The sequence below is a fragment of the Streptosporangium sp. NPDC000396 genome (assembly GCF_042898655.1).
Classification (GTDB): domain Bacteria; phylum Actinomycetota; class Actinomycetes; order Streptosporangiales; family Streptosporangiaceae; genus Streptosporangium.
The window spans coordinates 75,790-96,376 of sequence record NZ_JBIAZA010000014.1 but is presented as its reverse complement, the minus strand read 5'-3'; the positions used below and the strand labels follow the sequence as shown (position 1 = coordinate 96,376).

Below are 20,587 nucleotides of genomic sequence, written 5' to 3'. Positions count from 1 at the left end.
GGGGGTGGGTTATGCGAGTCCGCCACCGTCGACGACCAGGGCCGCGCCGGTGACGTAGCTGGCGGCGTCACTCGCCAGGAAAAGGACGGCCTGGGCGATCTCGTCCGGGGTGCCGGAGCGGCCCATCGGGCGGTCGGCGGCGTCGGCGGCGAACGCCGCCCAGTCCTCCGACAGCTGCCGGGCCTCCTCGCGGAGCATCGGGGTGTCGGTGTCGCCCGGGTTGACCGAGTTGACGCGGATCCCGGCCTTGGCGTGGTCGATCGCCAGGGCACGGGTCATGTTGACCACGGCGGCCTTGGAGGCGCAGTAGGAGATGGCGTTGCCGCCGCCCTTGAGGCCCCAGCCGGAGCCGGTGTTCACGATCGAGCCGCCGTCGGTCATGGCGGGGATCGCGTGCTTGCACATGAGGAAGACCGACCGGACGTTGACCGCCATGACCCGGTCCCACTCGTCGGCCGAGATCTCCAGCGCGGTGGTGCGGCGGATGATCCCGGCGTTGTTGAACAGCACGTGCAGGCCGCCGAAGGTGTCCACGGCGGTCCGTACGGCGCGCTCGCAGTCGGCCTCGGAGGCCACGTCGGTCTGGACCGCCACGGCCCTGCCGCCCTCGGCCTCGATCTCGGCGACGACCTTCGAGGCGCCGGGGCCGTCGATGTCGGCCACCACCACGGCCGCGCCCTGACGGGCGAACAGCAACGCGGTGGCCCGGCCGATACCGGAGGCACCGCCGGTGACGATGGCGACCTTGTCAGTCAGGGTGGTCATGCCGAGAACTCCTCAATAGCGGAACAGATCCGGTACATCGCACTCTCGCGATATCCGGTGATGACGCGGACGTGGCCGCCGACCAGGGTGTCCACCTCCGGGTCTCCGGTGTCGGCCAGCAGCGGGCGCCCGCCGAGACCGGCGAGCTTCTGCTGGGTGGCCAGGACGACCAGGCCTCCAGAAGTCATGATTTCTTTGAGTACGGCCGGGCTGATCTGCTGGTTTCCCCGCCCGAACACGAACCCCTGCCCGCCGATCACCGAGACGACGGCGTAGGCCTCGCGCCCGTCGACGAGGGCGAGCAGTTCCTGCTCGGCCACGTCCGCGGCGACCAGCTCACCGTCCTGGACCACGTCCACGCCGAGCAGCGTGGTGGTCAGGCCGAGCCTCCTGCCGACGGCCATGGTGGTGGCGCCGGGGCCGAGAATATAGCGGACGCCGGACCGCATCTGGGTCACGACCTCCCTGGCGATGGCCTCGGCCGATCCCGGGGCGGCCGAGGACGACCCGACCTTGCGGCCCGAGAGCCGTCTCCTGGCGGCGGGCACGCGGAGGACGCCGTAGAGCCGGGGACTGACCCGGCCCTGCCGGTAGGCCTCCTCGTCGAGGTCCACCACCTCGGCCTCAGTGATGCCCTCACCGTCCCCGCCGTCCCCGTCGAACTCCGCGGCCATGACCCCCGCCGTGGCGGGGCTGAGCGCGAAGCATCCGGAGTAGACCTTCACCCCCGCCGGGACACCGAGGACCGGGCAGGACGGCGAACCGTCGAGCACGTCCCTGGCGGTGCCGTCTCCCCCGGCAAACAGCAGCAGGTCCGCCTCCGCCATGGCGCGGACGGCCGCCGTGGTGTCGCCGGAGGACGACGGGCTGCCGGGTACGAGCGGCAGGAGCTCGGGAACCGCTCCGGCGGCCCGCGCGCTGTCCTCGCCCATCGGCCCCGCGACGGTCAGGATCCGCGTGCCGGGGCGGCGGGCCAGCAGCGACCGCACGGCCTGCGCCGCGCGGTCGCCCGCGCGCGGGGACGACCCCCTGGCCAGCGCCTCCCGCTGCACCTCGGCGCCGTCACTTCCCTTGAGCCCGGCCGGGCCGCCGACACCCGCGACCGGGTTGACGACCAGCCCGACCGTGAAGACGTCGGTGGGAACCGCCGGGCCGCCGGTCATGCCAGGTGCTTGCGGGTGTAGGCCCGCCAGGTGGGAGACCACTGCTTGGGATCGTCCAGGGACGTTGGATCGATCTTGTGAATGGTCTGGTTGTACGGGGCGCCCTTGACGAACTCGGGGTCGCGGCGGGCCTCGTCGGCGACGTGGGCGAGGATCGCGGCGTACTCGTCGAGGTCCTCCTTGGAGTACGACTCCGTCGGCTCCAGGGTGAAGGGCTCGGGGACCACGTAGGGGTGGTGGCTGGTCCAGTAGTGCACGCCGAAGTCGGCGGCGCGGACGCCGATCTCCTCCGAGTGCACGCCCGTCTCCTCGAACAGCTCCTGCCAGGAGTAGCGGACCTGCTCCACGCGATTCTCGCCCCAGGGCGCCGAGGCGCCGCGGATCTGCAGGATCTTGTGCATCAGGTAGTTGTTGTTGAGCGCCGCGATCTCGGCGACCTCGCGCAGGCCCTCGGCGCCCAGCGCCATGACCCAGGCGTAGGCGCGGACCACGTTCGGGGTGACGCCGAGGAACGGGCGCATCTTGCCGACGGACTGCGGGCGGTCGGCGTCGAGATAGTACGCCGAGCCGTCGAACTCCACGGTCGGGCCGGGCAGGAACGGCACGAGCCGCTCGGAGACGCCGCTCGCCCCGCCCGCCGGGCCGCCGCACGCGTGCGGGGTGGAGAAGGTCTTGTGCAGGTTGAAGTGGCACAGGTCGAACCCGGCGTCGGCGGCGCGGGTGACGCCCAGGATGCCGTTGGCGTTGGCCTGGTCGTAGCAGGCCAGGCCCCCGGCCTCGTGCACCAGCGAGACGAACTCCCGGATGCGCGGGTTGAAGATGCCCGTGTCCTCGGGGTTGGTGATCATCAAGGCCGCGGTGCGGGGGCCCACGGCGGCGCGCAGGGCCTCGATGTCGGGGTAGCCGTTCTCGTCCGGCATCAGCGTGATGATCTCGTACCCGGCGACCTTGGCGCAGGCCGCGTTGGACGGGTGGGAGAACATCGTGGTGATGACCTGGTCGCGCTGCTCCCCCTCGCCGCGCGAGGCGTGGTAGGCGCGGATCATCGCGATGTTGGCGTAGATCGCGGCCGATCCGGAGGCGGGCTGGAGCGAGACCCGGTGCATGCCGGAGACCTCGGCGAGCATCTTCTCCAGCCGCCAGTAGATCTCCAGGACGCCCTGTACGGTGTCGTCGGGCTGGAGCGGGTGAAGCTCGGCCACCTTGGGGTCGCTGACGAAACGGTCGTTGACCTTGGGGCTGTACTTCATGGTGCAGGTGCCCTGGCCGACCGCGATGGCCTGGTCGACGCCCAGGTTCTCCTGCGACAGCCGGACGTAGTGCCGCAGCACGTGCAGCTGGGACATCTCGGGCAGCTTGGGGGGCTCGGCCCGCCGTACCGCGTCGGGAAGCTCCACCGCAGGCACTCCCGCGGCCGGGACGGCGATGCCCCGGCGGCCGGGACGCGACTGCTCGAAGATGATCGGCTCGTCCCAGCGGGCCTGGTGGAACCGGCGCAGCGGCGGCTTGGGCGCGACCGGCAGCTCGGCGAACGACTCTCCGGTGTGTCCACTCATGAGAGCTCCTCCTGTACGGCTGCCGCCAGCCGGTCGATGTCGTCCTTGGAGTGCCGCTCGGTCACGCAGACCAGCAGCGTGCGGTCGTCCAGCCGGACGCCGCCGAAGATGCCCCGCTCGCGCAGCGCGGCGAGGAGCCCGTCCGCGGAGGGCACCTCGATCGCGAACTCGCGGAAGTGGATCGCCTCGGCGTGGAGCACCCGGGCCCCGGCCTCGGCGAGCCGGTCCATCGCGTAGCGGGTGCGGGCGAGGATCGTCTCGCCGATCTCGCGCATGCCCTCGGGGCCCATCAGCGCGAGGTAGACCCCGGCCGTGATGCCCCACAGGGCGGCGGCGGTGCCGACCCATTCCTTGCCCTCCTCGCGGTGGGCGAAGGAGGTCCGGTCGTAGAAGACGTCGCCGAAGCCGTACTCGCCGGGGACCTTGGTGGGCGCGAGGCCGAACAGCCGCGAGGGGAACTCCGCGACCAGGCGTTCCTCGTCGCGGGTGGCGATGTATCCGGCGTGGCCGCCGCCGTAGCTCTGGTGCATGCCGAGCGACTGGATGTCGCCGCAGGCGATGTCCGCGCCGTAGGACGCGGGAGGGGCCAGCACGCCCAGGGAGATCGGGTCTGCCGAGACGACCAGCAGCGCGCCGACGCCGTGCGCGAGGTCGGCCAGTTCGCGGCCCCGGGTCTCCACGACGCCGTAGACGTTCGGGGTCTCCAGGTAGATCGCGGCGAAGGTCTCGTCGATCTCCACGTCGCCGATCTCGCCGTTCGCCGCGACCGGGGCGATGACCAGCTCGACGTCGTGGTCGAGGAAGTCGCGGAGCTTGCTCATCTTGTCGGCGCTGACGGCCCCGCTGAGGAGCACCTTCGACCGGCCGGTGTAGCGCACCGCCATCCGGATGGCGGTTCCGGCCGCCTGGTAGCCGTCGTAGGTCGGGACGTTGACGACGTCCATCTCCAGCAGCTCGGCCATCATGCTGACGTACTCGAAGAGCGCCTGGAACCGGCCGTGGTCCTCGTACGGCTCGCCCGCGTAGGCGGTGAGGAACTCCCCGCGCCCGTTGACCTCGTCGCATACGGCCGGAACGTGGTGCGGGTAGCAGCCGTGGCCGAGGAAGCTGAGGGCCTCGGTGGTGTCGGTGTTGCGTCCCAGCAGCCCGCGCATGTGCGCGACCAGCTCGTATTCCGAGGCCATCGGCGCGGGCAGGTCCAGCGGCCGGTCCAGGCGCAGGTCCGCCGGGATGGCCGCGTAGAACTCCTCGACGCTCGCGGCACCGATGGCTGCCAGCATCTCGGCCCGCACGCCCGGCTCGGCGTTCGGGATGTAGGGATGTGTCACCGTTCTCCTTCGGTCGGCTCGGCGCCGGTGCGGAGCACCACGGCGTCGCGGGCCGGGATCTCGATCCGGCCGTGCAGGTCGCGGCCTGTGAGCAGGTCGGTCCCCGGTTCCCTGAGGTTCACCGGGGCGGGGGTCGTCGCGTGGTTGAGCAGGAAGAGGTAGCGACCCCGGCGAGTGGCCTCCACACCGTCGGGCACGTCGGCCACCGGCCGGACGCCCGCCTCCGCCAGGATTTCGGACAGGACGGGGGTGACGTCGTCGAGTAGGCAGCTCAGGTAGGTCACCCGCCCTCGCCGGGTGATCGCCGGCCGGCCGTCCAGGTCGCCGCCCTCGTAGCGGGCGAGCACCTCGGCGTCCTCGACGCGCAGCCACTCGGCCCAGGTCCGTGCCGGTACGGCCCGCGCCCCGTCTTCCCCGGTTCCGGGGCCGAGCCGTACCTGCTGGATCTGGCCGTCGGGAAGCGGCCAGAACTCGTCCACCGTCAGGCCGAGCAGCTCGCGCAGCGGGCCGGGGGCGCCGCCGTCGTGCACCTGGTCGGCCGGGTCGACGATGCCGCTGAACGGGCCGACGATCAGGTGCCCGTCGAAGGCGGCCAGGTGTTTGGCCTGGTCCTCGGTGCACATGTAGAGGTTGGGCGCGATCACCACGCGGTAGCCGGACAGGTCCCGGCCCGCCGGGACGAGGTCCACCGCGATGCCGCGGGCGTGCATCGGTTCGTACCAGGACTGCAGGAGCGCCTTGAGCTTGAGCCGGTTGGACGGCATCGACTCGGGGGCCTCCAGGCCCCACCAGCTGTCCCAGTCGAGGACCAGGGCCACGTCGGCGTGCGTCTCGGATCCGGCGATCTCGGCCAGGCGTCCCAGGTCGGCGCCGAGCCGCAGCGTGTCCTGCCAGCCGCGCGAGGCGGTGCCGCCGTGCGGGAGCAGCGCGGAGTGGAATTTCTCCGGACCGTATTTGGCCTGCCGCCACTGGAAGAACATCGCGCCGTCCGCGCCGTGGGCCAGGGCCTGCAGGCTGTGCAGGCGCATCATGCCCGGCGGTTTGGGCGCGTTGACCTCCCGCCAGCTCACCGCGCTCGACGCCTGCTCCAGCAGGATCCACGGCTGCCGCTTGAGCGAGCGCATCAGGTCGTAGCTGAGCGCGACGGCCACGTGCGAGGTGGGATCGGCGGGGTCGGGGTAGGCGTCGTCGCTGACGATGTCCTCGGCGGCGGCCCACTTCCAGTAGTCCAGGCTGTGCAGGATGCTCATGAAGTTGGTGGTCACCGGGACGTCCGGGGTGACCTCGCGCAGCACGGCCTTCTCCAGCTCGAAGCACTCCAGCAGCGCGTCGGAGCTGAAGCGGCGCCAGTCGAGGAGCTGGGCGGGGTTGACCGGTCCCGGAGCCTTGCGCGGCGGGTTGACCTGGTCGAACGCGGTGTAGTGCTGGCCCCAGCAGGAGGTGCCCCAGGCGGCGTTCAGGCCGTCGATCGTCTCGTAGCGGCTTTCCAGCCATGTCCGGAAATGCCGGGCGGACTCCTCACAGAAGCACTCGACCGTGTGGTCGGCGTACTCGTTGCTGATGTGCCACATCACCAACGCCGGGTGACCGGCGTAGCGCTCGGCCATGACTCGCGCCAGCCGTATCGTGGCGGCGCGGAAGACCGGCGAGCTGGGGCAGTAGCTCTGGCGGGAGCCGAAGTCCAGACGCGTCCCCGCGCTGTCCACCGGGAGCACGTCGGGGTGCTCGCGGACCAGCCAGGGCGGCGGGGTCGCGGTGGCGGTGGCGAGGTCGGCGGCGATGCCGTGCTCGTGGAGGAGATCGAGGATCCGGTCCAGCCAGCCGAAGTCGTATTCCCCCGGGCGCGGTTCGAGGCGGGACCAGGAGAAGACGGCGACGGTCGCCATGTTCACCCCGGCCTCGGCCATCAGCCGGACGTCTTCTTCCCAGACGTGCTCCGGCCACTGCTCGGGGTTGTAGTCACCGCCGAACAACAGCCCGGGAACCCTGGTTAGGCCCACCCGAAACCCTCCATTTGTGACTGTAATATTTTGTATGCAGAATTCATAGTGCAGTATTTTGCATCTCGTCAAGTAGGTAGGCTTGGCGCAAGATCAAGTCAAGGAGTGCCATGCCGATCGAGCGGCGCCCCCTCCGTGAGCAGATCCGCGAGGAGCTCATGCTCCGGCTCGACCGTGGAGACTTCGCTGCGGGAACCGACATCAACGAGGCGGCCCTGGCCGGCGAGCTGGGCGTCAGCCGCACCCCACTACGCGAGGCCCTGATCACGCTCGCAGGCGAAGGCGTCCTGGAGAGCAACCAGGGCAGGGGTTTCCGGTTCGCGCCGGTCAGCCGCAAGGAGTTCCGCGAGCTGTGCGCCATCGTGGCGGCCCTGGAGACGCTCGCGCTGGAGAACTCGGATCCGGCTTATCTGGAGAAGATCGCCCCGGAGCTGCTCAGGATGGCCCAGGACTTCTCCGACAACATCGCCGAACGGCAGGACATCGAGCGCCACGACGACGAGTGGCACGACCTGCTGCTGAGCGGGTGCACCAACGAGCGGCTGCTCGACCTGATCACCAGCGTCAAGGCGGGCATGCGGCGCTACGCCCACCTGGTGTCCGGCGACAGCACCCCGATGGAGCGCGCCGCCGAGGAGCACTGCCGGGTGGCCGAGTGCCTGATCGCGGGAGACCTGAAAGGCGCGGAGGCCGCACTCAGGGACAACTGGGTCAACGGCATGGAACGGATGATGTCCCGCATCCCATGAGAGACCAGGGCGGCTTCCTCAGACCCCGGCGCCCGGCGAAAACGTTCCGGGACAGCACACCTAGCGCTCGGTGAGGGTGATGCAGGCGACACGGGGGCCGGCGGTGCCCGCGTCCGTTCCGGCCGTCCTGGTCGGCTCCGCGTGGATCACCAGGGACTGGGGCGGCTTGTCGGGGCGGAACGCCCAGTCCTGCCTCGCGATGGCCGTGGCGGCCCCCTGGGCGTCGGTGGTGAAATCCAGCCATACCTCGTTGTCGGCGCTCGGGTGAGCGTGGGTGTGCTGGTAGTGCGGGCCGGCGTCCTCCGGCTTGGGCCCGCAGGGATTGGCGTGCAGGTGCGCGCCGTAGGTCCGGTGGGGCAGGAAACCCCTGACCGTCGCCGTCGAGGTGGCGAGCACCGCCCCGGACTCGGCCGTGATCTCGGCGGAGGCTCCCGAGGGCGCCAGCGTCGTGTCATAGGCGATGGCCACGGCTTTGGGCGCCGGCGCGGTGAGCGTGCCTCCCCCGGAAAGCCGGATCCCGACGGCATCCGGGGCGTGCCCGGCCGGGTGGGTCGCGTCCGCCTGCTGGCTGCAGGCCGTACTGAGCAGACCGACGGCGACGAGAGCCCCGATGATGCGCATTCACCATCTCCTTGACCAGGCACAACCAATGCGGCACGTGACAAGAGCACGCCCACTGTAACGAGTAATCACCTGATCACGTTGGGTATTCGCGGTTCTCGCCCGGATCGTGGCGTTAACCAGGCCTGCCGATTGCCCCCCGGCAATGCCACCGGGGCCCGCGGACCCGGCTCTTTCCGGACGACCCGGCCCGGCGGAAGAGCCGTCTCAGAACGACCCGGAGGGGCTTCGGCGCTCCTGGCGGAGCAGGAGCGCCTTGCCCGCGGAGCGCTTCGCTTAGGGCTCGGGCCTCAGGTGGCTTCGCCGAGGGCTCGGGCCTCAGGTGTGGGAGGCGGCGATGTCGTCGATGCGGGCGGCGAGGGTGAAGTCCATTTCGGTCAGGCCGCCGGCGTCGTGGGTGGACAGGGCCAGGTGGAGGGTCCGCCAGCGGATGTCGATGTCGGGATGGTGGTTGAGCTTCTCGGCCTCGACCGCGATCTCGTCGACGATGCGGATCGCGGTCGGGAAGTCGGGAGCTTTGATCGTCCGGCGGATCTCGTCGCCTTCGCGCCGCCATGCGGGAACGGTGGCCAGCCTCTGGTCCACCGCGGAGTCGTCAAGCAGGTCCATCGGTCCAGGACATCATGTCCGCCGCCGGAGCGCCAAGCAGGACGGGCATCCTTGCGGATACCGCCGTTCGGCGGCGGCCGAGGCCGGACTCGGCGCCGGAGGACGATGTGCACGATCGCCGCCGGGCCGACGACCGTGCTCGGCGTCCGCAAGCCCGTGAACGGCGGCCGGTCCGGCCCGGACGGTGGCGGTTTGCCGCCGACGACCACCACCCCCTACTTTTGCTGACATGTTGCTGGCGGAGCAGCGTCGTCTGCTGTGTGAGTACGGCCGCAGGGCCGCCGAGATCGGTCTGGTCATCGGGACCTCCGGAAATCTGAGCGCGCGCGTCGGCGACCTGGTCGCGGTGACGCCCAGCGGGGTCGCCCTCGACCGGCTGGAGCCCGAGGCCTGTCCGGTGGTCGACGTCGATGGTTACCTGGTCGAGGGGGAGCTTCAGCCGTCCTCCGAGACGCCCATGCATCTGGCGGTCTACGCGACCACCGACGCCCAGGCCGTCGTGCACACCCACTCCACCTTCGGCACCGTGGTCGCCACGACCATGACCGAGCTGCCGCCGCTGCACTACAACATCCTGTTGCTCGGGGGGCCCGTCAGGGTCGCCGAGTACGCCACCTACGGCACCCCCGAGCTGGCCGCCAACGTCAAGGCAGCCCTGGAGGGCAGGCGGGCCGCCCTGTTGGCCAACCACGGCGGGGTCACCTACGGCGACGACCTGCACAAGGCCTTCGAGGCGACCCGGCTGCTGGAATGGCTCTGCGAGGTCTACGTGCGGGCCAGGGCCGTCGGGGAACCCCGGGTGCTCACCGAGGAGGAGCTCTCCGCGGTGGTCGAGCGCGCCTTCTCCCCTCCCCGATTCCCCCGTCGCGAGGACTGAACCGATGCCACTCCAGCTCACCGGCGCCCCGAGCGACCCGGACCTGATCCGCCTTCCCTGGGACGTCCCGCTGGAGGAGTGGCCCGCGCATCGCCTGGTCTCGCTGCCACGCGGCATCTCCCGGCACGTCGTGCGCTTCGCCCGGCTCTCAGGCAAGGTCTACGCGATCAAGGAGATCAGCGAGCACTACGCCAAGCGGGAGTATCGCCTGCTGTGGGATCTGAACCGCCTGGACACCCCCTCGGTGGAGCCGGTGGCCGTGGTCACCGGGCGGACCGACGCGAACGGGGAGCCGCTCGACTCGGCGCTCATCACCCAGCACCTGCAGTTCTCCCTGCCCTACCGGGCGGTCATGTCGGGAACGATCCGGCCGGAAACACTCAACCGGCTGCTCGACGCGCTGGCCGTACTACTGGTCCGGCTGCACCTGAACGGTTTCTACTGGGGCGACTGCTCGCTGTCGAACGTCCTGTTCCGCCGGGACGCGGGCTCCTTCGCGGCCTATCTGGTCGACGCCGAGACCGGTGAGCTCCACCCCATGATCAGCGAGGGCCAGCGGCTGTACGACATCGAGCTGGCGCACACCAACATCTTCGGCGAGATGCTCGACCTGGAGGCGGGCGGCCTCCTCCACTCCTCCCTCGACCCCGAGCAGGTCGCCGACTCGGTCTGCGAGCGCTATCACGGGCTCTGGAGCGAACTGACCTCCGACGAGATCATCGAGGAGGTTGACTGGCACATGATCGACCAGCGGATCCGCCGCCTGAACTCGCTCGGCTTCGACGTCGCCGAGATGATGGTCCGCCGTAAGGCGGGCACCGGACGGCTGATCGTCCGCCCCAAGGTCGTGGACGCCGGTCACCACCAGCGCCGGCTGCTCAGGCTCACCGGCCTGGACGTGGAGGAGAACCAGGCCAGGCGCCTGCTCAACGACCTCGACTCGTTCCGGGTGTCGTACGGCCTGCGCCACGAGGACGAGGCGATCGTGGCCCACCGGTGGCTGGCCGAGATCTTCCAGCCGACGGTGGAGACCGTCCCCCAGGAACTGCGGCACAAGCTGGAGCCGGCCCAGCTCTTCCACGAGGTGCTCGACCACCGCTGGTTCATGTCCGAGGCGGCCGGAAACGACGTCGGCCTGCCCGCTGCCGTCGAGTCTTATGTGAAGAACGTTCTTGTTTTCAAGCCGGACGAAAAAGCGATCATAACCGAGGAATAAGGATGATCCTCCTCAGGATTCACATCCTTCTACCTGGTTGCTGAATCCTCCATCTCCCCATACCTCATTGATAAATACGGCACATGGGGCCCAAGGGATATCCCTACGCTGACCGGGCGACGTTTTTTGAGTCGTTGGCGAGGGAGAGCCCGTGCTCGGAATCGAAGACTGCCTGGCTGAGGTCATGGCGATCCCCGGCGCGCTGGACGCGATCCTGATCGATCAGACCAGCGGAATGGCCGTGGCGGTCGGCGGCGGAAGCCGCCACCTCGATACGGAGAAGTCAGCCGCGGGGCTGAGCGAAACCCTGCGGGCGACGCTGGACGGACTCGCCATGAATTCCCCCAGCGGAACGGTCCGAATCAACGACATGATCATAACCACAGATAACGGACATCATTTAATGAGACCGTTGGAAACGGCTTTCGACGGCCCTCTGGTGATTTATGTCCGGCTCGACCTGGAGCGCTCAAATCTGGCTCTGGCCCGCCATCGCCTGCAGGCGCTTTCCGGCCGCCTGATAACGACCACGTGAAGCCATGCCGACCGTGGAGAGCATACTCAGCGGGCTCGCGGACGATCGCGCCACCGGCGCGCTGCGCCTGGGCAAGGCCGGAATGCTCTATCTCACCGAAGGTCGCGTGACCTACGCCGAGAGTTCGGCCGCCCCCCGGGTGGAGGACCTGCTGACCGCCGGCCACAGGATCTCCGCCTACGCCGTACGGCGGGCCAGGCAGTCCGCCGCCGAGGACCGATGGGGCGGCGAACAGCTGATCGGCCAGGGCGTGCTGACCCGGGGTGAGCTGGAGTTCTGCGTACTGAGCGCGGTGCTCGACGCCGCGTATTTCCTGTTCGACTCAGACGGGCACCGGCCGAGATTCCGGCCGGGAGACCGGCACTGGCTCGGACCCCAGTGGTACTTCGACGTGGCCGGAATGTTCCGGGAGTGCAAGCGAAGGAGGGCACAGTTGGATCAGGCCTGGCCATCCGCCGAGTTGGACTCGCTCCCGGTCGTCCCCGTAGGACGCATCCCCGCCCAGCGGGTGATGCTGACCTCGCTCCAGTGGGAGGTGCTGGTCGGGGCCGACTCCACGGCGACTCCCTCCGATCTGGCGCGCAAACTCGGCCGCCCCGCCTACTCGGTGCTGCTGGCCGTACGGCAGCTCGCCGCGGCCGGGCTGCTTCGCACCCCGCAGGCCGAGCCCGCCGCCGCACTGCCCAGGCGCAGCACGGGCACCCGGCAGGCTCCGGCCGCGGCGACCGGCGCCCTCAGATCACCTACGTCGATCCCCCAGGCAACGGGAGATCCCACCGACGTGGATCTGCTCATCCGGCTCAGAGATGCATTGGAGGCACTCACTTGACGTCCTCCCACGGTCCGGAGACCTGGGATTTCAGCGGAGGGGTTCCTCTCCGCCCCGAAGGACGAGGCTCGCGCCCCGGATATCCGGTGGGTTTGGTCCGATGCCGATGAGGCTGCGGACGCTGAAGCTGATCAGAAGGAGGATGCCGGTGGAACTGCGCGACGAGATTCACCAGGAGCTGGCACTGCTACGCGAGCGCATCCCCGACGTGAGCGGAAGCATCGCGTGCAGCGTGGACGGCTTGACGATAGCCAGCGACCTGAAAGACGACGCCGAGCAGACCGGCGCGCTCTCCTCCGCGATGCTGTCCCTCAGCCGCCGGATGACGAGCATGACCGGCAAGGGCGCCTTCGAGGAAACGTTGATCTCCGGCACCAACGGCTACGCGGCCTTCTACGCCGCCGGCCCCAAGATCGTCCTCACAGTCCTCGCCAACCCCGGGACCAACCTCGGGCTGCTGCGACTGGAGGGCCGCAAGACGGCGGCGAGTCTGGCCGCCATCTCATCTCGCATATCGATAACTCAGTGATCGGAGGCAGGCATGGGCAACATGGACATCTCCCTCAAGGAGATGATGGCGATCGACGGTGCCGTCGGGGCGGCGGTCGTGGACTACAACAGCGGCATGGCGCTGGGGGCCCTCGGCGGCTCCAAGGACCTCGATCTCCAGATCGCGGCGGCCGGTAACACCGAGGTCGTCAAGGCCAAGATGCGGACGATGGATTCGCTGGGCATCAAGGAAGGCATCGAAGACATCCTCATCACGCTCAGCGCCCAGTATCACGTGATCCGCCCGGTCAGCGGCCGGAGCGGCAAAGGGCTCTTCCTCTACCTGGCCCTCGACCGGGGCCGGGCCAACCTGGCGCTCGCGCGGCACAATCTGCGCGGCATCGAGGAGAAGCTCGAGATCTGATCCTCCGGTACGGCCCGCGCCCCGGGAGGCGTATGCCGTACCGGAGCCCGACGCTCGGCGGCGGTGAGCTCGGGCCAGAAGCGGCGCGGCAGATCGTGCTCACACCGGTCCTGGCCGGTTCCGCCGAACAGGGTGTCGTCCGGCGGAAATGAGAGCAAGGGCGAACGCCCTGCGCTGGCGTTCACCCTTGCTCTCGTGGGGGATTTGACGGCGGGAGAGCCTTAGCTCTCGTCAGCGGCCTTCCTGCGGAAGCGGCCGGTCATGCCGGTGTAGAGGAAGGCGGCGCCACCCAGAGCGGCCAGGCTGATCGCGCCCAGCGTCGAGACGGCGGACCTGACCGCGGGGGCCGGGGCGGCGACCGGAGCGGCGTCCAGGGTCGTGGTGCGGCGGCTCTCGGCGACCTTGGTCGGGACGGCCTTGGGCTTGTCGGCCTTGGGCTCGACAGCCTTGGGCTCGACAGCCTTGGGCTTGGCCGCCTCGGCCGGGGCGGCCTTGGGCGCGGCACCGCCCTTGGGCTCGGCGACGACCTCGGCCTTCTTGGGCTCCTCGGCCTTCTTGGGCTCCTCGGCCTTCTTCGGCTGCTCGGGCTTGGCGAGGACCACCTGCGGGGGCTTGGCCGGGTTGCGGTCCACGCGGCCCCACGCACCGGTGGAGAACGCCACCGGGTAGTTCTTCTTGCCCGCGCCGTCGCCCCACTTGGTGATCACGTAGTCGACCTTGATGTGGCCCATGCCACCGTTGCCGTCCACGCCGAGGGTGCCGGAGTTGAACGTGCCGCCGGTCAGGTCGGCGAAGGTCTTGGCGTCGATGTCGATCATGACGCCGCTGCTGGAGGGGACGCCAGGGCCGCGGTCACCGACGAAGAACTTGGCCTTCTTGCCGTTGTAGATGAGGTAGCCCTCGGTGAACAGCGGCCAGCTCGGGCTGGCGATCATGCCCTTCTGCATGGGCTTGCCGCTCGCGGGCAGGCCGGTGTCACCGGCGCGGCCGGAGGAGTCGTCCCAGAAGTAGGAGGCCTTGGTCGAGCCCTGCAGGAGGGCGACCTGGGAGCTGGGGCCGGTGCCGGGCTCGGCAGCGGCCGGAAGGGCCGAGGCGACACCGGCGGAGGTGACGATGCCGGCGCCGAGGAGGGTGGCAGCGACGAGACGGTTACGCAGGCCAAGCGGGAAACGCATGAAAACAGAAGCTCTTTCGTGAGGAAACAGGGCAGCCGCGTGCGACACACCAACGGAGGGCACGGGCGGAGATGCGCTCACTGAGAAGAGGTGGCGTAGCCGGAAGCACCGGGCGCTACGCGGAGCGCAGGGGGAGCGCCGCCACCGAAGGCGGCGCGGAAGTCTTAGTTGATCGGCAAGGGCAGACTAGGTACCGGCAGGAAAAGTGCGCAGTGCCCCATAAGGGGTTCTCCTCTCCATCTCGTCTACCGGGTTAGCTGACGGGTTCGGGCGGTGGAGTTGCCCTACCGCCGCACGCTCGCGGCGGATTCACCCCAGGAAGTGGGTCCCCGGCTCCCGTGGCCTGACGGCCTTCGGGACTCGACGTTGGCCGGTCGCTCCTTCCGTTGAAGGGCAGGTCACCAGCCGATAACAGTTAAGACAGTACCCACCCAAATGAGACAAAGCAAAGCAAACACCACGAAAACACCAGAAGATCTACCTCCATCGGCCAAGAAAGCCTTATTCGCCGATTCTTTACCGTTTTCCCCAGGCGTTTACTTCGGCCAGCTCCCGACCATCCGCCCCAGGCGTTGACGCCGCCTCGCGGCACGGATCGGCCCTCATCCTCGCAGGTCAGTGACCTCATCCAGGAGCGTCACGATCGCCGCCTCGGCCGCCGGAAACCGCTCGAACGCCTGATATCCAGGCGATTCTCCCCATCCGGCACCTTGCTCGAAATATCTCTGCCCCGCCCTGAGCCGCCTCGGAGAACGGGACCGGACAGGCGATCGCACGCCTGAATCGCATGCCTGATGCGATCAACGTCCGCGAGGTTTCCGATCGAGGGTTCTTTGACTTTTCGTCACGCGGCGGCTTGATCACAAACGAAGCAGAACTCGTCGGGCTCACCGCGCACTCCCTCGGCGTCCTGGCCTCTCAACGACTTTCAGCTGGATCGGCGCATATCTCCGTCTCCAGGAAGTTCGAGATCTCGTTCGCGACGACGTCGGGCATCTCGAGACCACACAGGTGTCCAAGCTCGCTCAGCAGGACCGCACGGCTTCCAGGGATGCGCCGCACGTCGTCAAGTTGCTTGGCTTGATCTACGACGACGTCCTTTCCGCCAACCGCCGGCGCGCGTACAGATTGACCATGTCCGGGCAAGTCGAAGACCAAGATGCGGAACCCGCTCAGGTGTCGCGCGATTCCGGTCATGAGGTCAGCCGAGGCGCCGAATCCCGGCAACATGACAAGTGTCAGAGGGCCCTGGCCGTGTTCCTCCCAGTAAATGTCTGAACTGGTGTGTGGCATCGCGATCTCTCCATAGCCTCGGCGAAGTTTGTTGGGCATACACGTACGGCTTGAGCACATCGGCCAGATCCACTCGCGCTGCAGGCCGGTCCCGCCATACCGGCAGCACCGGGTCCCGCCATGGGCGCATCATCTCGTTCAGTGCGCCTGGGTGGTGTGACTCGCGGTGAAGGCCAGAAGAAGCGCGGCGGTCCGCGGCGGATCCTCCATGATGGGCGAGTGCCCAACACCGGGCAGCACCTCGACCTTCGCGCCCGGAACGGCGCGGTATTCGGCGGCGGAGGAGGATCGCCATCTCTGGTCGTCCTCACCGAAGATCACTAGCAGCGGCTTGCCGAGGGGACTCAGCCGATCGGGGAGCGCGCGCTGGTTCACATAGTCGTCGCCGTCCTGCGATGTCGCGATGAAGGCGTGGTAGGTCATGCCGCGCGCGTCGTCCACGACCGCCTGCGGGACCTTGTAGCCGCGGCGGCTGAACGCGGTGCTCGCGGCGTTGCGGATCAGGCTGTCGGTCCGAAGCCGCCACAGCAGCTGCCCGATGACGGGGTCGTCCAAGAGCCCGCCGACGAAGCCGCTTGAGATGGCGGCGTCCAAGCGGGGTGCGGTGTCGATGATCGCGAGCGCGGTCACCAGGTCGGGTCGTTGCTCGGCGAGAGCGGTGGCGACCGCGCCACCGGTGGAATGGCCGACCACTACGGCGTTCTTGACCCCGAGCCGATCCATTGCCTCGCCGACCCGGCGTCCCTGCTCCGGCATCCCGTAGCCACCGCCGGCCGGTTTGGCCGACCGGCCGTGCCCGAGCAGGTCGATCCGGATGACGCGATGGGACTTGGTCAGCAGCGGAACGAGCGCGTCCCACGAGCGGGTCGACGCGGCGAGCCCGTGGATCAGTACAAGTGCCGGGGCATCGGGAGGGCCGTCCTGGCGCACGTAGATGTTCCCGCCGTCCAGAGGCAGGGTCGGACTCCCGCTGGCCTCGGCGCTCTGCCGCGACACCACCACCGCGTTCACGAGAAGCAACCCGACGACGACGGAGAGGACAGCCGAGGCGATCAAGAGGCGCCGCCGGCGCCGTGCCGCGCTGCTCACATCAGCCTGCCGGTGCGGAAACCGCAGGACGGCGTCGTCGAAACAGCAGGGTCATCGAGCCCCAGGGAAATAATCATGGGCCTACTGTCACCGCCGGTGCGCGCCGGCATCTTGTACGAATGTTCCGGTCAGTCGGCTCGCCTGGTGCCGTGACCGGAAAGGTTCACCGGGGCGGCTTCACGGCACTGGGTACGCCGCCAATCGACAGGCGCGTCCGTTCACGGCGCCAAGGGTTCATCAGCGAGACGAACCATCGATAAAGGCGTTGACCCATTCGGCGAGCGCCTGAGGGTGCGTGATGACGAGCCCGGAGACGATGAGTGCCGGAAAGACCGCGAAGTACCCGAGAATGAGTCCGGCCACTGCCAGGCCGTGCCCGGACCTGATGCCGCGTTTGGTCTTCTTGGTGGCCACATGGCCCAGGACAATGGCCACGATGGACGGGATGCCGAACAGGCACCAGCTGCCGAAGATTCCGATGATCCCAAAGATGAGGCTGGTGACGGCGACGCCTGACGTCGGCGGCGGGGGCACGTGACGAACCTGCGGTGTCGGAGGGCGATGGTCGTGGCCTCCGTAGGGAGAGTGCATATCGTCTCCGTTCCTGTATGGAACATCAGCCGCCAGGCTCTCTCACTTCTCGTTACCGATCAAGAGCGACGGTCCGCCGCACATGTGGTCGCGCCCCCGCCCGAACCCGGCCGTCATTTCCGGTCACGACACTAGACGAATCATTCCGACTCACCTCCGGCCGGCGACCGAGCGGAGATCCCTGGAGACGTGAGGCTTGGCGGGTGTTCCGCGGCTGGGCCATGCGATGTCGTCAACGGCGAGAAACGGCTCGCCGGCCACGGTCGCGGGGGTTGCCCCGGTGAACGCCATGACGTCCCGATGCAGGTGGGACTGGTCGGCGTAGCCGCCATCGGCCGCGACTCGGGCTGCGTCTTGTCCCGCGACCAGGCGGTGGGCGGCATGATCGAAGCGGACCAGCTTCGCGGCGCGCTTGGGCGGCAGGCCGATCTGCGACCGGAACCGGGACCACAGGCGCTTACGGCTCCATCCGGCCTCGGCCGCCAGTCCGTCGACCCGGGCCAGGCCACGGCTGGCGACGATCCGGTGCCAGGCCCAGGCCACCTCCGGGTCCACCGGCGGCCCCACCTCATGGCGGCGGGCGAGCAGCGCGTCCATCAACGCGAAGCGATCCTGCCATGAGGAGACATCGCCCAGTCGCTCACGGATCCGGGACGCCTCCCGGCCCCACAAGTCGTCGAGGGCCACCACGGCGCCGTCGAGGTCGGCGGGGGAGACGCCCAGAACCGCGCGGGCGATCACTGGGGACAGGCGCACCTGCACGCACTCGACGTTCTCACCCCACGCCCGGACCGCGCCGCCGGATCCGAGCCCGGGCCCGGCGACGACGCTTCCCCGCTGCTGCCGCCCGGCGGCATCGTCCACGACGGGCGAACCGGCGCCGAACTCCAGAAGCAGCGTCACGGCCGGGTGCGGGACCATCCGGAGCGCGTCCAGGTCCGGGACACGGAACCCGGCCATGGTGACACCGGCCACCCGGCTGGGCCGCTGCGGGCATGCCACGCCCCACACAGCAGCGCCGTGAACGAATGTCCGCACCGCCCCATGCTACGCGGGCCGATCGAGGGGAACATTCGTCCAATCCACCGGCGCGTACCGGCGGCGACAGTGGCCTCATGACTGTTTCTGACGGCGGGCCGTACGTGAACGGCGGCCCCGAGGCCACCGAGAGTTCGACCCTGCCTATGGACGACGGCGACATCTACGTGTGCCAGGACGGCCCCCGCGACGCCCCCGCACTCCTGCTCATCCACGGGTCCGCCTCCTCGACCCGCTCGTGGGACCCGCTGGTTCCGCTGCTGACTGGATCTCACCGTGTCATCCGGATCGACCTGCTCGGGCACGGTCGGTCGGCCAAACCGGCCGACCGTAGTTACGCGCTCCCGGACCAGGCATGCAGGGTCGGCGCGGTCCTGGACCGGCTCGGCGTCGAGCACGCCGTGGTCGTCGGCCATTCCAGCGGCGGCGCGGTCGCCACCGCCCTCGCCGAACAGCGCCCCGACCTGGTGACCGCGCTCGCATTCATCAACACCGGCCCCAGCCTGGACGCCTTCATCGCACCGGAGTCCGCCGCATTCGGACCCTCGCAGTGGCCGCCGACCGACGAGCAGCTCCGCCAGTTCGCGAGCACCGCTTTCAGCCGCACGGGCTACCAGATTCCACAAGAGCTCCTGGACGAGGTGCGCGCCATGACCTACCACACGCTCACCACGACGATGCAGGCCACCCGCCACTATATGGAGCAGCGGGCGCTCCCGGATCGGCTGACGGTCCTGGGCAAGCCGCTACTGGTGATCTTCGGCGAGGACGACCGCAGATGGCGATCCTCCTCCGCCGCCGACTACCACGCCGTTCCGGGCGCGAAGGTCGAGTTGCTGCCCGGTCTCGGGCACTCGCCTCTGCTCGAGGATCCGCCGCGGACCGCCACCCCCCTGCTGGCCTTCACCGCGATCCACACCGTACGGGTGAACTGAATGACAAGGAGGGCTGCCATGCGGATTCTCGTCTCCGGCGCCAGCGTCGCCGGTCCGGTGCTGGCGTACTGGCTCACGAGATACGGCTTCTCCGTCACCGTCGTCGAGCGCGCGCCGGCTCTGCGCAAGACCGGCGGCCACGCCGTCGACCTGTACCGGCCCGCGGTGGACATCTCGGAGAAGATGGGCGTGCTCCCGCGCGTCGAGGAGCGGGCCACCGGCACGAACCGGATGACCCTCTGCCGGGAGGGCGCGCGGCGTCCCGTCCGGGTGGACCTCTCCAAGATCTTCAGCGCCACCTCCGACCGGCACGTCGAGGTCATGCGCGACGACCTGAGCGAGATCTACTACGACGCCACGCGCGACGACGTCGAGTACGTCTTCGACGACTCGATCACTGCGATCTCGCCCGACGGCGAGGTGCGGTTCGAGAACGCCGCGCCGCGCCGCTTCGATCTCGTCGTCGGCGCGGACGGGCTGCACTCCAACGTGCGCCGCCTCGTCTTCGGCGACGAGTCCCGCTTCAGCTCCTTCATCGGGGCCTACCTCGGGGTGCTGACCCTGCCCAACACCTCCGGCCTCGACGGCGAGCTTCTCATGCACGTCGGCGTCGGCCGCACGGCCGGCATGTACGGCGCGCGGCACCTCGGCGACGCGCGGGTGTTGTTCCTGTTCCGGAGCGAGCGCGAGCTCGACTACCACCACCGCGACGTGCCCCGGCAGAAGGAGCTGCTGCGCGGCGCGTTCGACGGCCTTCACGCCGACGTGGACCGCTGGCTGGACGAGCTCGACCGCACCCCGGCGTTCTACTTCGACTCGATCACCCAGCTCCGCATGGACACCTGGTCGCGGGGGAGGGTGACGCTCGTCGGCGACGCGGGCTACTGCCCCGGCCCGGCCGTCGGCGGCAGCACCAGCCTGGCCATCGTCGGCGCCTACGTCCTCGCCGGGGAGCTGGCGCGGGCGGGCTGCGACCACGAGCGCGCCTTCCCCGCCTACGAGCGCGCGATGGCGGAACACGTACGCGGCAGCCGCGCGGTCGCGCTCAGCGCGGCGAAGACCCTGATCCCCACGTCCCGCCTCGGCGTCTCGGGACTGGCCCAGGGCGCCCGCCTGATCTCCGCCCTGCCCGCGGGACCCAGCCGCGCCCTCCTCCGTCTCACCACCAAGAGCGCACGCCTGTACAACTCCATGACCATCGACGACTACCCGCCGCGCCCACATCAGTGGGCCGGGTCGGCCTCGTGGGCGACACCGGAGGCGGCCTCGGGAGCGGGCTCGGGGTGAAGTGTCGCCAGTTCTGCC

General features: G+C 69.3%; 22 protein-coding genes and 1 riboswitch. Of the genes, 10 read left to right on the top strand and 12 right to left on the bottom strand.

The annotated features are described in order from the left end of the window. Window positions 1-9: 9 nt before the first annotated feature. Genes ACFY2X_RS23295 through ACFY2X_RS23275 form a run of 5 tightly spaced genes read right to left on the bottom strand, consistent with a single transcriptional unit; the run spans window position 10 to window position 6,812 of the window. Window positions 10-765 carry an SDR family NAD(P)-dependent oxidoreductase gene (locus ACFY2X_RS23295; RefSeq protein WP_389940955.1) on the bottom strand — a complete coding sequence of 252 codons (756 nt, stop codon included), beginning with the start codon at window positions 763-765 and terminating at the stop codon, window positions 10-12. Then, the gene (locus ACFY2X_RS23290; RefSeq protein WP_389940953.1) at window positions 762-1,928 is read right to left on the bottom strand and encodes an ATP-NAD kinase family protein; all 1,167 of its coding nucleotides are present in this window, start codon (window positions 1,926-1,928) and stop codon (window positions 762-764) included. Before ACFY2X_RS23290 ends, ACFY2X_RS23295 begins: the two co-directional genes overlap by 4 nt. After that, window positions 1,925-3,484, bottom strand: a complete 1,560-nt coding sequence (gene gcvPB / locus ACFY2X_RS23285) for an aminomethyl-transferring glycine dehydrogenase subunit GcvPB (RefSeq protein WP_389940952.1) — start codon at window positions 3,482-3,484, stop codon at window positions 1,925-1,927. Before gcvPB ends, ACFY2X_RS23290 begins: the two co-directional genes overlap by 4 nt. Next, window positions 3,481-4,812, bottom strand: coding sequence for an aminomethyl-transferring glycine dehydrogenase subunit GcvPA (gcvPA, locus tag ACFY2X_RS23280; RefSeq protein WP_389940950.1), 1,332 nt, complete (start codon window positions 4,810-4,812; stop codon window positions 3,481-3,483). Before gcvPA ends, gcvPB begins: the two co-directional genes overlap by 4 nt. Then, the gene (locus ACFY2X_RS23275) at window positions 4,809-6,812 is read right to left on the bottom strand and encodes a beta-galactosidase (protein ID WP_389940948.1); all 2,004 of its coding nucleotides are present in this window, start codon (window positions 6,810-6,812) and stop codon (window positions 4,809-4,811) included. The genes gcvPA and ACFY2X_RS23275 overlap by 4 nt, the downstream gene beginning before the upstream one ends. A gap of 110 nt (window positions 6,813-6,922) precedes the next feature. On the opposite strand from ACFY2X_RS23275, the gene ACFY2X_RS23270 reads away from it, so the two are divergent. After that, window positions 6,923-7,561, top strand: coding sequence for a GntR family transcriptional regulator (locus tag ACFY2X_RS23270; RefSeq protein WP_389940946.1), 639 nt, complete (start codon window positions 6,923-6,925; stop codon window positions 7,559-7,561). A 60-nt stretch (window positions 7,562-7,621) separates the two neighbouring features. Here ACFY2X_RS23270 and ACFY2X_RS23265 read toward each other — a convergent pair whose 3' ends face one another. Beyond that, on the bottom strand, window positions 7,622-8,182 hold the full coding sequence (locus ACFY2X_RS23265) for a superoxide dismutase family protein (protein ID WP_389940944.1): 561 nt from the start codon (window positions 8,180-8,182) through the stop codon (window positions 7,622-7,624). A gap of 318 nt (window positions 8,183-8,500) precedes the next feature. Continuing rightward, window positions 8,501-8,791 carry a 4a-hydroxytetrahydrobiopterin dehydratase gene (locus ACFY2X_RS23260; protein ID WP_389940942.1) on the bottom strand — a complete coding sequence of 97 codons (291 nt, stop codon included), beginning with the start codon at window positions 8,789-8,791 and terminating at the stop codon, window positions 8,501-8,503. A 105-nt stretch (window positions 8,792-8,896) separates the two neighbouring features. Here ACFY2X_RS23260 and ACFY2X_RS23255 point away from each other — a divergent pair, with 105 nt between their 5' ends. The 7 genes from ACFY2X_RS23255 to ACFY2X_RS23225 all read left to right on the top strand — a co-directional run bounded on the left by ACFY2X_RS23255 (window position 8,897) and on the right by ACFY2X_RS23225 (window position 13,161). Continuing rightward, window positions 8,897-9,019 (top strand): hypothetical protein, encoded by a 123-nt coding sequence (locus tag ACFY2X_RS23255; protein WP_389940940.1) that lies wholly within the window; start codon window positions 8,897-8,899, stop codon window positions 9,017-9,019. Window position 9,020: 1 nt separating this feature from the next. Then, a complete protein-coding gene (locus tag ACFY2X_RS23250) occupies window positions 9,021-9,668 on the top strand; it encodes a class II aldolase/adducin family protein (protein WP_389940938.1) in 648 nt (215 codons plus the stop codon). A gap of 4 nt (window positions 9,669-9,672) precedes the next feature. After that, window positions 9,673-10,884 (top strand): DUF4032 domain-containing protein, encoded by a 1,212-nt coding sequence (locus ACFY2X_RS23245; protein WP_389940936.1) that lies wholly within the window; start codon window positions 9,673-9,675, stop codon window positions 10,882-10,884. A gap of 151 nt (window positions 10,885-11,035) precedes the next feature. After that, window positions 11,036-11,419, top strand: coding sequence for a roadblock/LC7 domain-containing protein (locus tag ACFY2X_RS23240; RefSeq protein ID WP_389940934.1), 384 nt, complete (start codon window positions 11,036-11,038; stop codon window positions 11,417-11,419). A gap of 13 nt (window positions 11,420-11,432) precedes the next feature. Next, window positions 11,433-12,248, top strand: a complete 816-nt coding sequence (locus tag ACFY2X_RS23235; RefSeq protein ID WP_389940932.1) for a hypothetical protein — start codon at window positions 11,433-11,435, stop codon at window positions 12,246-12,248. 148 nt (window positions 12,249-12,396) lie between these two features. Further along, complete coding sequence (locus tag ACFY2X_RS23230; protein WP_389940930.1) at window positions 12,397-12,777, top strand: roadblock/LC7 domain-containing protein; 381 nt, start codon at window positions 12,397-12,399, stop codon at window positions 12,775-12,777. Window positions 12,778-12,789: 12 nt separating this feature from the next. Further along, on the top strand, window positions 12,790-13,161 hold the full coding sequence (locus ACFY2X_RS23225; protein ID WP_389940928.1) for a hypothetical protein: 372 nt from the start codon (window positions 12,790-12,792) through the stop codon (window positions 13,159-13,161). Window positions 13,162-13,382: 221 nt separating this feature from the next. Here ACFY2X_RS23225 and ACFY2X_RS23220 read toward each other — a convergent pair whose 3' ends face one another. The 5 genes from ACFY2X_RS23220 to ACFY2X_RS23200 form a co-directional block, all read right to left on the bottom strand. Next, window positions 13,383-14,336: a hypothetical protein gene (locus tag ACFY2X_RS23220; protein ID WP_389940926.1), complete on the bottom strand. Its 954-nt coding sequence runs from the start codon at window positions 14,334-14,336 to the stop codon at window positions 13,383-13,385. A 227-nt stretch (window positions 14,337-14,563) separates the two neighbouring features. After that, window positions 14,564-14,712: riboswitch (cyclic di-AMP (ydaO/yuaA leader) on the bottom strand. 542 nt (window positions 14,713-15,254) lie between these two features. After that, window positions 15,255-15,629, bottom strand: coding sequence for an alpha/beta fold hydrolase (locus ACFY2X_RS23215; RefSeq protein WP_389940924.1), 375 nt, complete (start codon window positions 15,627-15,629; stop codon window positions 15,255-15,257). A gap of 138 nt (window positions 15,630-15,767) precedes the next feature. Next, the gene (locus ACFY2X_RS23210; RefSeq protein WP_389940922.1) at window positions 15,768-16,685 is read right to left on the bottom strand and encodes an alpha/beta fold hydrolase; all 918 of its coding nucleotides are present in this window, start codon (window positions 16,683-16,685) and stop codon (window positions 15,768-15,770) included. A 270-nt stretch (window positions 16,686-16,955) separates the two neighbouring features. Next, window positions 16,956-17,252: a DUF4190 domain-containing protein gene (locus ACFY2X_RS23205; protein ID WP_389940920.1), complete on the bottom strand. Its 297-nt coding sequence runs from the start codon at window positions 17,250-17,252 to the stop codon at window positions 16,956-16,958. 207 nt (window positions 17,253-17,459) lie between these two features. Continuing rightward, complete coding sequence (locus ACFY2X_RS23200; RefSeq protein ID WP_389940918.1) at window positions 17,460-18,347, bottom strand: helix-turn-helix domain-containing protein; 888 nt, start codon at window positions 18,345-18,347, stop codon at window positions 17,460-17,462. 77 nt (window positions 18,348-18,424) lie between these two features. Here ACFY2X_RS23200 and ACFY2X_RS23195 point away from each other — a divergent pair, with 77 nt between their 5' ends. After that, window positions 18,425-19,282 (top strand): alpha/beta fold hydrolase, encoded by an 858-nt coding sequence (locus ACFY2X_RS23195; protein ID WP_389940916.1) that lies wholly within the window; start codon window positions 18,425-18,427, stop codon window positions 19,280-19,282. 18 nt (window positions 19,283-19,300) lie between these two features. Beyond that, complete coding sequence (locus tag ACFY2X_RS23190) at window positions 19,301-20,569, top strand: FAD-dependent monooxygenase (RefSeq protein ID WP_389940914.1); 1,269 nt, start codon at window positions 19,301-19,303, stop codon at window positions 20,567-20,569. Window positions 20,570-20,587 lie beyond the last annotated feature (18 nt).

Bases quoted from the DNA above. Each gene is read 5' to 3' on its own strand.
- ACFY2X_RS23295 (WP_389940955.1), bottom strand. From the start codon at position 765: ATGACCACCCTGACTGACAAGGTCGCCATCGTCACCGGCGGTGCCTCC.
- ACFY2X_RS23290 (WP_389940953.1), bottom strand. From the start codon at position 1,928: ATGACCGGCGGCCCGGCGGTTCCCACCGACGTCTTCACGGTCGGGCTG.
- gcvPB (WP_389940952.1), bottom strand. From the start codon at position 3,484: ATGAGTGGACACACCGGAGAGTCGTTCGCCGAGCTGCCGGTCGCGCCC.
- ACFY2X_RS23270 (WP_389940946.1), top strand. From the start codon at position 6,923: ATGCCGATCGAGCGGCGCCCCCTCCGTGAGCAGATCCGCGAGGAGCTC.
- ACFY2X_RS23265 (WP_389940944.1), bottom strand. From the start codon at position 8,182: ATGCGCATCATCGGGGCTCTCGTCGCCGTCGGTCTGCTCAGTACGGCC.
- ACFY2X_RS23260 (WP_389940942.1), bottom strand. From the start codon at position 8,791: ATGGACCTGCTTGACGACTCCGCGGTGGACCAGAGGCTGGCCACCGTT.
- ACFY2X_RS23255 (WP_389940940.1), top strand. From the start codon at position 8,897: ATGTGCACGATCGCCGCCGGGCCGACGACCGTGCTCGGCGTCCGCAAG.
- ACFY2X_RS23250 (WP_389940938.1), top strand. From the start codon at position 9,021: ATGTTGCTGGCGGAGCAGCGTCGTCTGCTGTGTGAGTACGGCCGCAGG.
- ACFY2X_RS23245 (WP_389940936.1), top strand. From the start codon at position 9,673: ATGCCACTCCAGCTCACCGGCGCCCCGAGCGACCCGGACCTGATCCGC.
- ACFY2X_RS23225 (WP_389940928.1), top strand. From the start codon at position 12,790: ATGGGCAACATGGACATCTCCCTCAAGGAGATGATGGCGATCGACGGT.
- ACFY2X_RS23220 (WP_389940926.1), bottom strand. From the start codon at position 14,336: ATGCGTTTCCCGCTTGGCCTGCGTAACCGTCTCGTCGCTGCCACCCTC.
- ACFY2X_RS23215 (WP_389940924.1), bottom strand. From the start codon at position 15,629: ATGCCACACACCAGTTCAGACATTTACTGGGAGGAACACGGCCAGGGC.
- ACFY2X_RS23195 (WP_389940916.1), top strand. From the start codon at position 18,425: ATGACTGTTTCTGACGGCGGGCCGTACGTGAACGGCGGCCCCGAGGCC.
- ACFY2X_RS23190 (WP_389940914.1), top strand. From the start codon at position 19,301: ATGCGGATTCTCGTCTCCGGCGCCAGCGTCGCCGGTCCGGTGCTGGCG.